Source organism: Tolypothrix bouteillei VB521301 (assembly GCF_000760695.4).
Taxonomy (GTDB): Bacteria; Cyanobacteriota; Cyanobacteriia; order Cyanobacteriales; family Nostocaceae; genus Scytonema; species Scytonema bouteillei_A.
The window spans coordinates 7466134-7481489 of sequence record NZ_JHEG04000001.1 but is presented as its reverse complement, the minus strand read 5'-3'; the positions used below and the strand labels follow the sequence as shown (position 1 = coordinate 7481489).

The 15356-nt window shown below is 41.7% G+C and carries 11 protein-coding genes; 2 read left to right on the top strand and 9 right to left on the bottom strand.

Annotated features, from left to right (window positions below):
• Positions 1 to 2 precede the first annotated feature (2 nt).
• From HC643_RS30545 to HC643_RS30505, 9 genes are all read right to left on the bottom strand, one after another.
• Entirely contained in the window at positions 3 to 338 is a 336-nt protein-coding gene (locus HC643_RS30545) for a hypothetical protein (RefSeq protein WP_038082090.1), read from the bottom strand.
• A gap of 342 nt (positions 339 to 680) precedes the next feature.
• Entirely contained in the window at positions 681 to 1349 is a 669-nt protein-coding gene (locus tag HC643_RS30540; RefSeq protein WP_272899950.1) for an ABC transporter ATP-binding protein, read from the bottom strand.
• A 1-nt stretch (position 1350) separates the two neighbouring features.
• Positions 1351 to 2640: an ABC transporter permease gene (locus HC643_RS30535; RefSeq protein ID WP_082051885.1), complete on the bottom strand. Its 1290-nt coding sequence runs from the start codon at positions 2638 to 2640 to the stop codon at positions 1351 to 1353.
• Positions 2641 to 2653: 13 nt separating this feature from the next.
• Positions 2654 to 4246 carry an efflux RND transporter periplasmic adaptor subunit gene (locus HC643_RS30530; protein WP_050046677.1) on the bottom strand — a complete coding sequence of 531 codons (1593 nt, stop codon included), beginning with the start codon at positions 4244 to 4246 and terminating at the stop codon, positions 2654 to 2656.
• A 44-nt stretch (positions 4247 to 4290) separates the two neighbouring features.
• Positions 4291 to 4488: a hypothetical protein gene (locus HC643_RS30525; protein ID WP_038082089.1), complete on the bottom strand. Its 198-nt coding sequence runs from the start codon at positions 4486 to 4488 to the stop codon at positions 4291 to 4293.
• A gap of 98 nt (positions 4489 to 4586) precedes the next feature.
• A complete protein-coding gene (locus HC643_RS41665) occupies positions 4587 to 6341 on the bottom strand; it encodes an ATP-binding cassette domain-containing protein (RefSeq protein ID WP_038082088.1) in 1755 nt (584 codons plus the stop codon).
• A gap of 282 nt (positions 6342 to 6623) precedes the next feature.
• Positions 6624 to 7937, bottom strand: a complete 1314-nt coding sequence (locus HC643_RS30515) for a type III polyketide synthase (protein WP_038082087.1) — start codon at positions 7935 to 7937, stop codon at positions 6624 to 6626.
• A 72-nt stretch (positions 7938 to 8009) separates the two neighbouring features.
• Positions 8010 to 9668, bottom strand: a complete 1659-nt coding sequence (locus HC643_RS30510; protein ID WP_050046680.1) for a cytochrome b5-like heme/steroid binding domain-containing protein — start codon at positions 9666 to 9668, stop codon at positions 8010 to 8012.
• A 901-nt stretch (positions 9669 to 10569) separates the two neighbouring features.
• The gene (locus HC643_RS30505) at positions 10570 to 10860 is read right to left on the bottom strand and encodes a hypothetical protein (RefSeq protein ID WP_167844781.1); all 291 of its coding nucleotides are present in this window, start codon (positions 10858 to 10860) and stop codon (positions 10570 to 10572) included.
• A gap of 761 nt (positions 10861 to 11621) precedes the next feature.
• Here HC643_RS30505 and HC643_RS30500 point away from each other — a divergent pair.
• Both HC643_RS30500 and HC643_RS42230 read left to right on the top strand, forming a co-directional pair.
• Positions 11622 to 15221: a two-partner secretion domain-containing protein gene (locus tag HC643_RS30500; RefSeq protein WP_050046681.1), complete on the top strand. Its 3600-nt coding sequence runs from the start codon at positions 11622 to 11624 to the stop codon at positions 15219 to 15221.
• Positions 15212 to 15334, top strand: a complete 123-nt coding sequence (locus HC643_RS42230) for a hypothetical protein (RefSeq protein WP_272899948.1) — start codon at positions 15212 to 15214, stop codon at positions 15332 to 15334. The genes HC643_RS30500 and HC643_RS42230 overlap by 10 nt, the downstream gene beginning before the upstream one ends.
• Positions 15335 to 15356 lie beyond the last annotated feature (22 nt).

Genomic DNA, 15356 nt, shown 5'->3' with positions numbered 1-15356 from the left:
AACTATTTTGTTGTAGAAGGCTGAGCGTTTGGCGGATGGGGCGGAATCCCCAAAACCTCTATCAATTTTCTCTCGCTTATGCCTAATTTTGTTGCAGCACCTTTAATATCGGGAGGTGGTGGAGGAGTAGATGAAGGCTCTATCGGTAGTTTCTCAGGCACTTTTAAGGCTGCTTTCAATTGAACTTCAGTCACTCCTAGTTTTTTAGCAGCAGTATTAAAATCAATACGAGGTGGTGGTTGCAATCCGCCTGTACCATTTGGTGGTGGTGCTAAAAAACTACAAGCCCCAATCGTTAAAGGAACAGCAGTTAAGATCAACAATCGATTAATTTTCATGGAAATCAAACTCCTAAAAAAGTTGTTAGTGCTGTACGTTCGCTTATTTCGATCGAAGAGGAATTAAAGCCTTAATGCATTCGTGAAAGAGATTTTTAAGTAAGCCGTTATTTGTTAGTCAACTTTATGACCATCACAGAAGGCTCACAGAGGCGATTATTTAAGGCATAGGGATAGCATAAATCATAAAATAGCCAAAAGCTCTGTGGGAGACAAAAATGCCTGAGGCAGTTGCATCGCTTGGATTATAAGCCCTGTAAAGCTTAATTAAATCTTGCTCTTTAAAAATGAACAAACGTACAGTTAGTGGTTAGTTGTTAGTAACAGATCATTAGTCAGCAATTATACAATTAGACCATCTTGAACTCGAATCACTCGTCTTGTTTGAGCAGCAATTTCAGGAGCATGGGTGACAATTACAATCGTAATGTGTTGTTGGTTGAGTTCAGTCAGTAAATCCATTACTTCTTGAGAGGTTTCCGTGTCTAACGCACCCGTTGGCTCATCTGCTAACACAAGCGCCGGTCGGTTAACCAAAGCACGAGCGATCGCTACCCGTTGCTGTTGTCCTCCTGAAAGTTGACTGGGACGATTGAACAAGCGATCGCCCAATCCCACCCGTGTCAGTGCTTGGATTGCTTGTTGGCGGCGTTTTTGCTTGGGGACATTAGCATAAATCATTGGCAACATAACATTCTCAAGCGCGGTAGAACGCGGTAACAAATTAAATTGCTGAAAAACAAACCCAATCCTCTGATTGCGAATATGTGCCAATTTATCATTGCTAAGAGTCGTTAAATTCCTACCCTCAAAGACATAGTGACCATCCGTCGGACGATCTAAGCAGCCAATAAGGTTCATCAGTGTGGACTTACCCGAACCAGACGTACCCATAATGGCAACATACTCTCCTTGCTCAATCTCTAAATCAATCCGCTTCAGCACGGGTACATTCACTTCACCTAAGCGATAGGTTTTGGTAATCGCCTGCATCCAAATCATAGTAGCCATATCAATCACTCCTTAATGCAGCAATGGGGTCTAACCGAGCAGCATTCCGAGCCGGAATCACTCCAGCCAACAACCCAACAATGAACGATAATCCAAACCCACACACAACTGACCAAACAGAAACCACAAAGGGAAAGTGCAAAAGCATGGCAGAGCTAAAGGCGATCGCAATGCCAATTCCTATGCCAATACCTCCTCCCGCAGTAGAAATCACAACAGATTCGGCTAAAAACTGATTCAAAATCGCAGAGTTAGTTGCTCCAACTGCTTTACGAATACCAATCTCTCGCGTCCGTTCGATAACCGACACCAACATGATGTTAGCGATACCAATACCTCCTACTAATAGAGAAATGCTTGCGATCGCCACTACCATAACTGTAAACAAACCCACCACAGTTGTAAAAGCGTTAACAATGTCCGTGCGATTCCTAATGCTAAAATCATCAGACTGCGATGGACTGAGATTGTGGCGCAACCGTAGAAGGTTCACAACCTGAAATTGCGCTGTTTGCGATCGGTCGCGATCGCCTACTTTCACATAAATTCCATTGACAGCAAACCCTTTCAAAGCATTATTCCCCACGATTCGACTTGACATATTGGTGAGAGGAATAAACACTTGATCGTCCCGATCCATCGAACCTTCCGAACCCTTCTTCTCAAATATGCCAATAACTTCGTAAATATTACGTTGAATCCGAATCTGTTCGCCCACAACATTTTTACTGCTATCAAATAGTTCCTCCCATACTGAAGAACCCAGAACAGCAACTGGTTTAGCTGTGTCCATTTCTTCGGAAGTAAAAAACCTGCCTTGTGTAAGTTGAGTATTTCTCGCTTCAAGATAGTTTAAATCAATTCCCACAATATTGGTCGAGTGATTTAACTTTCCATAAACGACTTGTCCCGGACGTTGTAGGTAGGCGGAAACAACTTTAGCAGCAGGAGCCTGCTCTTGAATTGCTTTAGCATCTTCCCAAGTTAGTGTCGAGCTAGAACCCATCCCTTGACTGATACCACCCGTTTTAGCTGACCCTGGAAAAATTTGTAAAACATCAGTTCCCAACGCCTGAATTTGCTGTTCGGTCGCTTTTTGTACGCCCTGTCCAACGGAAGTAATTGCAATCACAGAAGCAATGCCAATAATTACACCCAACATCGTCAATCCGGTACGAAGTTTGTTACTCCATAACGCCTCAACCGCCATTGTGATAATTTCGATAGTCGGCACAGTCGTGCTACGCCGCTCGGTCGCCATACTTTGAGGTAAGCGGAAAGAAATTTTCATGGTTTTGATTAAATTAATGAGGAGGAGGTCCACCACCACCAGGTGGCGGTCCAGGAGGACCTTCTTTCGGCCCATTAGAGCCTCCGAAAAGATTTGGAAAAGAAAAACCAGGTCGATCTTTAGGTTCGGGCGGGGGGCTGATTAATATGTGTTCTGTTCCATCGAGTCCCGTCTTCACCTCAGTACGATTATTCACCGTTGCTCCGGTTGTGATGGGAGTAAATTTAGGGAGTTGACCTTTACGCACAACAAAAACACCCGTGACGTTCTGCTGGCGTGTAACTGCAACCGTCGGTACAGCGATCGCATTCTGCAACTGACCAACTTTAAACTCCACAGATACATTCATTCCAGAACGCAACAACCGATCTGCACCTGAGAGAAGAGCGACTTTCACTTCAAAGCTCGTAACATTTTGCTCTACTGTGGCTTGAGCAGCGATTTGTGAGACTCGTCCTGGAAACGTTTTTCCAGGATAAGCATCTGCCTTGATAATTGCTTGCTGACCGACACGAATCTGGGAAATGTTGCTTTCCGACACGTTTGACACCACCTGATTGACATCAGCCAATGCCAGAATCGATGATGAAGTTGCGGAAGAAACAGAACTGCTTGCCGTCATTGGCGTGACAAAAGCACCGGGATCGGCATACTTGCGAATGATAACTCCATCAAAAGGTGCGCGAATAAGTGTATCATCAATCTGGGTTTGGATGTTTTGCAGCGCACCGCGAGCAGATTTCACCTCTGCACGAGCTTGGTCAATTTCTTCCTGACGGGTTCCTGCTTTCAGGAGACTTAAGGCTTGCTGTTGCTGTTTTACCTCTGCACGGGCTTGGTTGATTTCTTCTTGACGAGTTCCTGCTTTTTGCAGAGACAGTGCTTGTTGTGCTTCTGTGACTTGGGCTAGAGCGCTGTCGCGATCTGCAGATTTCTGGTTTAAGGTTTGTAGGGAAATTGCTCCAGCCTGATAAAGTTTCTCCGTGCGGCGAAACTCATCGTCTGCTTTGTATAACCTAGCTTTAGCTTGGTCTAAGCGGGCTTGTGCTTGAGCAATATCCTGAGGGCGATTTCCTTTTATGAGTTTGTCTAATTTTGCTTGCAGTTCCTCCAATCTAGCCTGAGACTGAGCGATTTCTTGAGGACGGTTCCCTGCTTTTAGCTTGCGTAGATTTGCCTGAGCTTGTGCTAGTCTCCCTTGCTCTTGCGTCAATTGTCCCTGTAGATTGGAATCATCCATGCGAGCTAACACCTGCCCTTTGCTAACGCGATCGCTCTCTTTAACCTGTAGGCTTTTGAGAATACCTGCATTTTTAGGGCTGATGTTGATTGCCTGTTCCGGTTCAACAGTACCATTGGCTGAGACAGTAATCGAAAAAGAACCTCGTTCTAAAGAGATTATTGGTGGTCGGTGATTTGCTCGCTGTTGTTGCTTAACGAGCTGATTGTAAGCGAGATAACTACCGCCTGCAAGCAGGAATAAGGTGAGTAATTTCAGCCACCATTTTGGTATGCCCTGCTTCTTGACGGGTTGGAGTGAAGATGTGGAATCACTTAACGCTGTTTGATTCGAGTAATCGTTTAATTCAAAAGGATTTAATGCCATGTTTGCTCCTACAGACTTTTTCCAGCAAGTATTGCCAAGAACAGCTAACCATATCTACTTTTGAAGCGTTCGAGAACTTGCTTTGTTCCTTCCATCTCTTTCTTAATCTCCTCTTGTTTCTCTGGCTTAATTTTGCTGCCAGCTTGTTCAAGTATTTCTTTCAAGGCAGTCTCTAAATCAACTTCAATTTGAGTCACATCATCACAAATTTTTTGAGAAAGTTCTTGTTCAGAAATTTCCATAATTTTTACTCCAAAGGAGCTTCACATTTATGCACATTTTTTCTAATCACGGCATTCTTTTTCTGCTATAGTTTTGTGCCATCGGGTCACTGTCGAGCTTACTTTAGGTAATTAGTTTTCGGAACGCGATCGGATTCTACCTTACCATAATCTAGCTTAATAATTTGGTCGGCGAGGTGAAAGTAACGGTCATCATGAGTGATAACTATAACTGCCTTACCCTTCTCTTTAAGTTCCATAAGGCTTTGTCTGTAAAACAAGTCTCGGAAGTGCGGCTCTTGGTCAGATGCCCACTCATCGAATAAATAAATAGGGCGATCTTCTAAATAAGCTGTTAGTAAAGCAAGGCGCTTTCTCTGTCCTTGAGATAAACTAGTTGTTGATAAAACACCATTTCTCACTTGAACCTTGTGGTCTAACTGCAATTGCTTGAGATAAATTTCAACTTGTCGATCGAGATCTGTTCGATCGAATCCCAAACAGCTATCAAAAAGATAAAAGTCAGAGAATACAGCAGAGAAATGTTGGCGATACCATTCCTGATTCCGATCTGTGATGAGTAGTCCGTTGAGATAAATTGAACCAGTATTAGGTGGATACAACCCTGTAATTAATTTGGCTAACGTTGACTTGCCACTACCATTGCCTCCTATAATAAATGTTATTTCTCCAGACTGCAAAGTTAGACTGATGGGACCGAGGCGAAATCCTTTCTCATCGTGGGGGGGAGGAGGCATATCTCCCGGTTGATGTTTTGGTTTGTGCTGATGTCTCGATCGCATGGGCAAAGATGGATCGTTTGGCTCTGACAAAAACTCTTTCTCATGACCATTAGGGTGATACAAATAAGTAACTTGGTCGAGTTCGAGTTTAAACTCAACTCGATCTGGTTGCGCGATCGCGTAAGTATTGATTTGAGTAGCAATTTCGGTTTTTTCTGTTAATGACAGCTTCATCATTTCAATTTTTTGTAGAGCAACATTTCCTTGTAATAAATCGGGTAACCTACGCAACAAGTTCTGAAGAGGAAGAGACAAATAGGTCATAGTTAAAACATAGGTTGCTAGTAGTGAAAGTGGAATATCAATTAACCAGGGTAATACAAACAGAACTATAGCTAAACTAGAAAGTTGCATAAACTGCCCTAACCCATTAGCGATCGCAAAAATTTGCATTGCGGTCGTATTTTTATACCGTAATAATGATGCACTTCCTTGCAAGCTCTTAGAGTAAAAATCTTCTCGTCTCGACTTATGCAGTTTCAGTTCTTTAGTACCTCTAGTCAGACCTTGAAAATGTTTGTATAAATTATCCTCCTCTTCACGTGCTAGCGAAAATAAACCCTGTGCTTTGCCAAGTATAGTTTGAACACACCACATTGCCAGAACAGATGTAGTAAACGACGCCGCAAATATAATGTTTGAAATTAAAGCCAAGTACACAAAGCATCCAATGACAGTAGCGAGATCGATACAAATGCTAGGAATTGCAGACACAGCGTGGGAAAGGACGCGCACATCATCAGTCAAAGTAGCGAGTAAACGACTTTCCCCAAGTCTTTCTAAATGTTGTAAAGGAGAAAATAAGATATTTTGGCTTAACCTCACCCGCAATTGGTAGATTGCATTTTGCGAGAGACGGATGAGCAGAAATTGCGTGATGACACTGGTAAGGAGAGCACTGAAACCTAACGCGGCAAAATATAATAATGCATCAGGAAATGATGCTTGACTGACAGAACGATTGATAAGTGAAATGAGCATTGCATTAAAAACACCACTCATTAAACCCGTGACTGTTGCAATCAAAATATTCCGCCATGAGATTTCTAATAAAAATTGCAGAAATTTCATACTTCTATTCTTCCTGTGTGATGATAGTTTTTTCTTGTCAGATAACAAAGAGCGTAAGAGCGTTTGGAGAGGTATGCTGCAATTGAGTTAAGTCAGTATAATTAAAGTTAACTAGTGAGGATTGTTATGAGTCATTGGAAGAATTTTCAGCATATTTACATGAGTACTTGCTGCTAATATCAAAACAATCATTCCCGGAAAAATTCCACAATCAAACAGGAAAATGTTTCTTTCCCAGTTCCCAATCCCCAATCACCAGTCTCCATTTTCTAGCTAGTTCATCTAAACCTTCTGAAACAGAATACCTTCTACTCCAATTCCCGGTGCAAACGAAAAGGCAATTCCAGTTAACGCTTTCATTGTTTCTGTTGAATTTTTCCCATCAAGATTTGGATTTTCCAACGCCACTGATTCTCGCTCGATACTAAGAAAATCCTGACATCTGAGTAACATTCGTTCCATAACAAATAATACCGAGGGACTCAACATATTGCCATACTGACGGAGTATCTCCCAACTATCAGCAACTTGATTATCGCTCAACCCAAGAGAATGCTGTGCGTTCTCAATAATGCGCGTACCGCCAGGGTGAATAGCCCACAGATCGATATTTTCTTTATTCAGCGAATGGCTTGCGAGAAAACGTTCGATAACTGAATTCACACCAGTCTTAATATAATCGGGTAACTGACGCGAAAGCTGACAAGTAATCCCATTATCCCGTATACCAAGAACAATACCGTCTTCAGTATTTTCAACAAGATAACTTAGGTGATCTTTAATCACCACTTTACCTTTACCGATCGCTTGTTCTGTTTCACAAGCTCCAATCACCACCGCAGCACATCCATCACTAAAAATGCTATGAATAATCACATCATTGATATCATCTTCAAACACTGCATTGATGGAGCTAAGTTCAAGACAGACTAAAAGGGCTTTGTGCGTTGGGTAAGCTCGCACGCGATCGCAAGCAACACGCAGTCCATTCATTGCAGCTGCACAACCCATAAAATTCACTGTAACTCTTGCTGTGTCTCGTCTGAGTCCAAGCCTCTTAATCAATTCTGTATCGACTCCTGGTGCAACGAAACCCGTACTCGATACAAACACAATAAGACCGATAGAATCTTCAATTGTCGGCTCCGATCGCAAAGGATCGCTACTCTCTAGACTTGAAGCCGCCGATTCTAATGCTTTTCTTGCAACTCGCTCAGCTAGAGGAACACCATACTCCATGTACATCTGCATGCGAGACTGAATGCTATTACCGCTCCCAAGAAGGGCGATCGCTTCTTCAGACATCAAGTTAATAGCTAGCTGTCTTGTATCGATTCGAGTATTATTATAAAGCTTAGCAATCCGAAATTGATTTTGTGCCAACTTTGGAAGGTTAGCAACAAAATTAGCAGCATCAGATTGTCGAATGACGTTGTTAGGAGTACCAGTTGCTATACTCTCTATGGTGGGCAAAAATTGCTTGGAGGTATTGATATTAAGCCGTTCAAGACCCTGTGTTGCTTGAGTTTGAATCGGCTGCATCAAAGGATAATGACCTGTTTGGTTTTGCTGTTTTAGGGTAGTCTTGGTATTCATGCAGTCTTTCTCCTGACTTATACTTGCGTTATTTGGCTGACAAATCGCAGAATCTGTAATACTTTTTTCTCTTCAGATCGAACCGATACCAACAATACCTTCGAGAACATATTTCATCGATCTCAGTAATGCTTGTGGATGAAAGTGCTCTTTTAAGAGTGTAAAGTTGTTTTCTTTTGCCATTCTTGATGAATGAAACAAGTAATGTCTTAGCAAGATGGGAAGGCGATCGAGGAAGAAATTCTTTGGTTTTGACCACACAACGTTATATTTCGCTGCCTCTTCTCGAACAATATCTTCACTGATGATATTTGCAAAGCCACTTTTTTGATAAGGAAGTACGTGGTGTACTCGATGTGGGCTGAGACCTGCTGATAGAAAGCAGTCAACATACTTGTTGCCAATCATAGTCAAATCGTAGGAGTTTTGAATTTGGAATACTGCCCAATCTTCTGCTTGTTTAATAGCGTCGTCTTTTTCTATCTCTTCAAAATCATGACTAGCGACAATCATAAAAGTGCTGATCCATACGGTGAGAATAAATTGGGCAAACCAAGCCACGATATCGCCATGTATCGCAAACAAAATTAACTCGCCCAGAAGAAGTATACGCATGGCAATAAGACCGACATAATGGAGAAGACTTCTTTGCCAAGAACCGTATAAGTCCTTTACACCAAACTTGAACCCCAATATACATATCTCAGAAGCTCGAACGAGCATACCAGTGAGAACGTGTGCCAATTTATGTATGGTGTGAACTGGAACCCGATAAAAACGAGGAAGTTCCAACATAGCGGTGAATACATTTCTCTTGATATCAACTTCGCTCTGAGTGCATGGATGATGCATTAAGCTGTGACCATCAGTGACTACAAAAGCCATTGGAACATAGTTAATATCAAAAACCTGCTCGAGTGCTTTGTTCAGCCCAACTTGTGGTCGATGGATAAAATAGTGACCCGCACCTGCTAGTGAGATTCTTAGCGCCACCATAAGTGGAACAAACAAATAAATTGGCATATACTGTGTGAAGCCCAGTCGTAGTACTTGCACGAGTATGTAAATGATGCCTAAAATGAGAGCGATCGCGTCAAACATAAAGTCCATGTGGGCGATTTTCTTTTTCATTTCTGGCGTGTTTAGTCTTGTTTTAATCCGATCGAGAAGTCGCTCTTGACTGTCGAAATCAAACTTGGGAGTATCTCTCCAGCCATCAAACCCTTCATGAAATAAGAATTCTGGAGCCGCGTATTTGGGATGAACATCTTCGGGTACAGCTTCTCTATTCAAGGCATATTTCTTGAGGATTTTTTTAACTTTCTGCGGATTGGGATGAAAAATATTAACTAGTATCGTGATATCTCTATTTTTCATGCGTCCGATGAAAAATTCACCGCCGGGATGCCGTTTGATGAAGTCAGATAAATCGTATACTTGCCCGTCGTAGATCCATGCGTTAGGTAGACTTGGAGGTGGCTCATTTGGAACCTCTTCACGAGCCTCATCTAGAGGTGGTTCTGGCTTTTCTTGATGGCTGTCGTTGGGCGTAGTAAGAGGTGTTTTTGTTGCGATCGCATCATAAGTTGATTCTGGCTTTTTCTGAGTCTTGATGCTGTTAGTCTGTTCAATGATGCGTGGATCTCGGACAACAACCTCAGAAGGTTCGCGATCGTTCTCCTGACGTCTGAAGATTTGTGCGTGCTTAAAAGCCTGTACTATTGCATTCATAATACTTTTACACTCCTGAATGTTAAAGACTTTAATTTTGTACTTGTGCTAGATTTATTTCTGTTGTGTCACCTCCTGAGCTGTTCGCAACTTTGTAATGAGCCACCGATTTTTCTAAAGTTATGTTTCTTCACCCCACCGTACTTAACTGTTGCTTCAATTTAGAGAATACAGAAATAGACAGAGGTATTCATTTACTGTTTATGCTAGTTTGAATGCACGATTTATCATGGAGCGTTGCTCAGTGGTGTAAGTCCTATTGCAGAAAACTGCATTTTGCATTGTATTTCTTTTTATGGTATGATTTTGCTAAGATCGGTAGCACATTTATATGCCGTTGTTGTCGGTTTTCCAACGCTGTAGCTAAATCTTTCACCTTGGTAATTTCATTTTAAACCGCACCTGTCCGCAACGGCATCCGCCTTACCGAGGCAAATTCCAGTCATTCATGATATTGCTATCTCCATTCTCTATTTATGATGCCGTGCGGGTGGTTGTTCGATTTTGTTTGATAGTACTACCATCAATCAGTCCTGAAAAGGTGTTCCGTCTACAGGAATTGTTACTCCACCTCATCTAAATCTATGCCCAATTGGCGCAAGCGTTCTGCTAATTTTTCTGCTCTTTTTTTTGCTTCATCTGCTTCTTGTTTGGCTTGTTGTGCCTCATGTTGAGCTTGTTGTGCTGCTTGTTTGGCTTGTTGTGTTTCTTGTTGAGCTTGTTGTGTTTCTTGTTTGGCAGCAATTCGGCTGTCTTCGGTTATGCTCCGCTTATCGCGCCTCCGGTATTCCGTATCAGCTAAAAAGGCATTGATGTCGAGATCGTTTTATGGCAATTCTATAAGACTTTTAAGTTATTAACAATTATTTAGCTGTCTTATTGCTCTCTTTTACGCGGTAAGTTACACCATTTGCAATTTTTCTTTTTGAAAAAAATCTTGAAATTTCTCCCTTTTGGATTGCAATTGTGAGTTATACAAATAATTTCCTATTTTAATTTCTTCTATCGACGTTAATTTGTCTTTTTCGTTCATTTTTACCCAAATTTGACACGAATTTTTAGCAGCTTTTATTGTAGGATTTATTTTTATATTATAATTAGCATAAGATATTGAAAATATAAATGTAGCAATAGACACTGCAAAAACTTTTAAGAAAAACATGAGAAGTATTAGGAAATAAATACTTTTCATTTTTAATTGCTTTCACAATGAATTCCTCGCGTTAATTGATGAATAAAAGCGAAAAAACAGTTAATTGACTTTTATAGCAATCCTAATTTTTGGATAAATTATCTCATTTCTGTCTTGTCTATTGCAGTTACATAAATCAGATAAAACTGCTATAGCAGTCCTAAATGAAATATAAAAATAAGAGTGAAGGCTGCTAATAGTCAAAAAGCCATTAGCTATTAGCCATTAGCTATTAGCCATTCCAATTTTTTACAAATGTTTAGGATTGCTATATATTGGTCAAGCTATGAACTGTTCTTGTTATTCATAGCTTAAAAAAACCGCTGAAACAATTCATTCACTCTTTGTGTATGCTGAAATGCAAAATATTCTAACGGTGTATGCAGAAAACTGCAATAGATCTTACAGAAAAGAGTATACTTCAGGGATAATTACTGTTCTATGAAGTTGTTGCAGATTTTTTTAATCTTTAAACAGAAAATTTGGTATTACAAAAAACGAGGGAGCATCCAAATTTGGAAAAAACACGTTTGCGATTAAAATCGCGTCTATCCAAACAAAGTCCGCCTTCGCGGACTAAATTATAAAGGGGGGTATAAGACGCGGATTCAGTATAATGAGCCAAATTGGGAGACTCCCAAAAATGATAAGTAAAAATTCAAAATTACACTTTTATGCATTCTCTAAAAAGCTAGATAGTGATATTTTGATGATTGATTGGGTTATGAGACTGCAAAAATAGAAAAGCTACGTGAGGTACAATGTTGCTGCGTCAGTTATTAGGAAGAAAAAAGGATTGTCATTACCGGGTAAGACAAATAATTGGCTTGACGATGGGTATAGGAGCGATCGCATTTCAACAAATTCCCACGAGTGCCCAAATCATTGCCGATGACACCCTACCTAATAACTCTCAAGTCACTAGCATTGACAACATCAGAATTATTGGGGGCGGAACCCAAGCTCGAAGTAACTTGTTTCACAGCTTTCGTGAGTTCTCTGTTCCCACACGAAGCATTGCTTACTTTTTCAACGCTTTAGATATTCAAAATATCTTCAGTCGAGTCACGGGTGGGTCTGTCTCTAGTATTGATGGTTTAATTGCAGCAAACGGTAACGCCAGCCTGTTTCTAATCAATCCCAACGGCATCATCTTTGGTAACAATGCTCGTTTGAATATTGGTGGTTCATTTCTGGCAAGTACAGCCAGTAGCCTAAAATTTGCAGATGGAAAGGAATTTAATGCAACTGCACCACAAAATGCCCCCTTGCTGTCTATAGGTGTTCCTCTTGGTTTGCAATTTGGAGAAAGTCCTAAAGCGATCGTCAATGAATCAGGTTATGGTATTTTGTCGATTTTTGCTGATTTTTTCAATATAGCACCCGGTTTGAAAGTCTCTCCAGGGAGAACTTTGGGGCTTGTAGGTGGAGACATAGTTCTAGAAGAAGGGACTCTCAGAGCACCGGATGGACGAATTGAGCTAGGAGGAGTTGGTGGTGGTAGTTTTGTAAGTCTGATACCAAGTAACAGTGGTTATGTTCTAGGTTATGAGGGTGTTGAGAACTTTCAGGATATTCGTCTGGGTCAAGAGAGTGTTGCTTTTGCCGATGGCAATAGTGGTGGCAGTATTCAAATGCAAGGCAGAAACGTGGTACTTGCTAATGGTTCATTTATAAGCGCAAATACTACGGGGTCAGGTACAGGAGGCGGTTTGACTGTCAATGCCTCTGAATCTGTGCAAGTCGCTAGGTCATCTGCTGACGGTCGGTTCCTCAGTGGTTTACGTGTTCGAGTTACGGAAACAGCAACAGGACAAGCGGGAGATATGATAATCAATACTCCTACTCTTCTTGTTCGGGATGGAGCACAAATTTCAGTAGGTGTTTTTGGATCGGGCAAAGGGGGAAATTTAATCGTTAACGCTTCTAAGGAAGTGCAACTGATAGGTGAGTCTAATAATAGTCTGCCTAGTGGATTGTATTCTGAAACATTAGGAACAGGAAATGCAGGAGATATAACAATTACTACTCCTGTATTGCTAGTTCGGAGTGGAGCTGGAGTTGGTACTGGTACGAGTGGTTCCGGTAAAGGAGGGGTTTTAACTGTCAATGCCTCTGAATCAGTCCAACTTGTAGGTGGCACCTCCAGTGATAATGCTATTGTTTTAGGCGCTTCAGCTAGTAAAAGAGCAACAGGACAGGCAGGAGATTTGAGAATTAATACTCCCCTGTTATTGCTGAAAGATGGGGCACAGATTTCAGTTGGTACCTTCGGCGCGGGTAAAGGTGGAAATTTGATTGTTAACGCTTCTCAAAAAGTTCAACTGATTGGTGAGTCTACAGATAGTCAATTTACCACTGGATTATTTTCTGAAACACAAGGAACGGGAAATGCAGGAGATATCACAATTACTACTCCTGTACTGCTGGTTCAAGACGGAGCACGGGTTGATGTTGGTACCCGTGGTTCAGGCAAAGGTGGAAATTTAACTGTTAATACCTCCAAACAGGTACAGCTAATTGGTGCTACGGCTAATGGAGAGTCTTCCAGTGGCTTATTTACTCGAACTACTGGAACAGCAATAGGAGAGGCTGGTTCCTTAACAATAACCACACCAGTGTTACTGGTTCAGCATGGAGCAAAAGTTGATGGTAGCACCTATGGTGCTGGCAAAGGTGGAAATTTGAATGTCAACGCTTCCAAGGAAGTTCAAGTGACTGGTACCTCTACTGATAGTCCTAGTGCTATAGTAACTGGAGCTTTAAGCTCAGGAAATGCTGGAGATGTGACGATTAATACTCCTGTATTGCTTGTTCGAGATGGTGGACAAGTCAATGCTAACACTACTGGCTCGGGCAAAGGTGGAAATTTAACTGTTAATGCTTCTGAATCTATAGAAATGATTGGCACATCTGCTGATGGTCGGTATGGTAGCGGCTTGTTTGCTGCAACAAGAGAAAAAGGACAAGCAGGAAATTTGAGGATTAACACTCCAGTGTTATTGCTGAAGGATGGGGCGCAGGTATCAGTTGGCACCTTTGGTGCAGCTAAAGGGGGCAATTTAACTGTCAACGCCGATCGGGAGGTGCAACTTATTGGTACTTCTGCTGTTGGAAATCAGCTGGCTCCTAGTGGCTTATTTTCAGAAACACTGGGAACAGGAGATGCAGGAAACATAACTATTACCACTCCTATATTATTCCTAAAGCATGGAGCACGGGTTGATGCTGGTACCCGTGACTCAGGTAAAGGCGGAAATTTGACTGTCAATGCTTCTAAACAAGTACAACTTATTGGTACATCTAGTATCGGTGAGTTTTCCAGTGGCTTATTTACTCAATCTGGACAAAGAGCCACAGGAGAGGCTGGTTCCTTAACAGTGACTACTCCTGTGTTGCTAATTCAGAATGGTGCAGAAGTATCAGCTTCTACCCTTGGGCGGGGTCGCGGTGGAAACATTGAGGTAACTGCAGATAGAGTAGACATAGAAGGAGTCTCTGCTAGCGGACGACCCAGCGCTTTAGGAAGCGAAACTATAGGTATTGATTCAAGTGCAAAAGCAGGGGATGTAACACTGACAACTCGAATCTTAAATATCCGCGATCGCGCATATTTATCAACCGTATCTTCCAATCAGGGTCAAGCTGGCAATATTACTATTCGTGTAAATGAGAGTCTAAATGCCAGAAATGGTAGTATTTTTACCTCTTCTCAACTTTCTTCAGGTGGCTCTGTTGATATCAACGCTCGAGATATTCGTCTGTTCGGTGACAGTGACATTTTTACCTCTGTATTTAGTGGTGCAGGCAATGGGGGCGATATTCGCGTCACCGCCAACTCTATCATCGCCTTTGATGACAGCGACATTCTTGCTTTTGCTCGAGATGGAAAAGGCGGTAATATTACTCTTGATACCCGTGCCTTCTTCGGCGAAAACTATCGTCCTGCTCCCCGCGATACAGAACCCCGTACTTTAGATGGAAATCAACGTGTGGATGTCAATGCTACTGGTAGGGTTTCTGGAATTATCCGACTCCCAGATACAACGTCGATCCAAAACAGCCTCACAGAGTTACCACAAAACCTCATCGACACTAACGCACTCATTGCAAATAGTTGTATCGTTCGCAGTCAGCTTAAGAAAGGGTCATTTACTATCGTTGGTTCTGGTGGATTACCAAATCGCCCAGGCGATGCAAATATGTCTGTATATCCTACTGGTGAAGTGCATGGTATTGAGAATAGTAAAATAGGCAATTCAGAACCTCCGTTATGGCAAAAAGGCGATCCAATCATCGAAGCTACTGGTGTTTACCATCTGGATAACGGGCGACTCGTGATGAGTCGTGAATGTCACTAATTTGGCTGTTGATAGAAGCCATCGATAATTTTCAACATGAGCCGTTAGTCATGAAGAAAATCAGACAAAATGCGGCTGGCGATACAGCGCACATAAGTTCATTTTCTAGCTAAGTTGAGCGTACTTCTGATAAGA

Excerpts from the sequence above, each read along its gene's own strand:
- HC643_RS30545 (WP_038082090.1), bottom strand. The coding sequence starts at position 338 with ATGAAAATTAATCGATTGTTGATCTTAACTGCTGTTCCTTTAACGATT.
- HC643_RS30540 (WP_272899950.1), bottom strand. The coding sequence starts at position 1,349 with ATGGCTACTATGATTTGGATGCAGGCGATTACCAAAACCTATCGCTTA.
- HC643_RS30535 (WP_082051885.1), bottom strand. The coding sequence starts at position 2,640 with ATGAAAATTTCTTTCCGCTTACCTCAAAGTATGGCGACCGAGCGGCGT.
- HC643_RS30530 (WP_050046677.1), bottom strand. The coding sequence starts at position 4,246 with ATGGCATTAAATCCTTTTGAATTAAACGATTACTCGAATCAAACAGCG.
- HC643_RS30525 (WP_038082089.1), bottom strand. The coding sequence starts at position 4,488 with ATGGAAATTTCTGAACAAGAACTTTCTCAAAAAATTTGTGATGATGTG.
- HC643_RS41665 (WP_038082088.1), bottom strand. The coding sequence starts at position 6,341 with ATGAAATTTCTGCAATTTTTATTAGAAATCTCATGGCGGAATATTTTG.
- HC643_RS30515 (WP_038082087.1), bottom strand. The coding sequence starts at position 7,937 with ATGAATACCAAGACTACCCTAAAACAGCAAAACCAAACAGGTCATTAT.
- HC643_RS30510 (WP_050046680.1), bottom strand. The coding sequence starts at position 9,668 with ATGAATGCAATAGTACAGGCTTTTAAGCACGCACAAATCTTCAGACGT.
- HC643_RS30505 (WP_167844781.1), bottom strand. The coding sequence starts at position 10,860 with ATGAAAAGTATTTATTTCCTAATACTTCTCATGTTTTTCTTAAAAGTT.
- HC643_RS30500 (WP_050046681.1), top strand. The coding sequence starts at position 11,622 with ATGTTGCTGCGTCAGTTATTAGGAAGAAAAAAGGATTGTCATTACCGG.
- HC643_RS42230 (WP_272899948.1), top strand. The coding sequence starts at position 15,212 with ATGTCACTAATTTGGCTGTTGATAGAAGCCATCGATAATTTTCAACAT.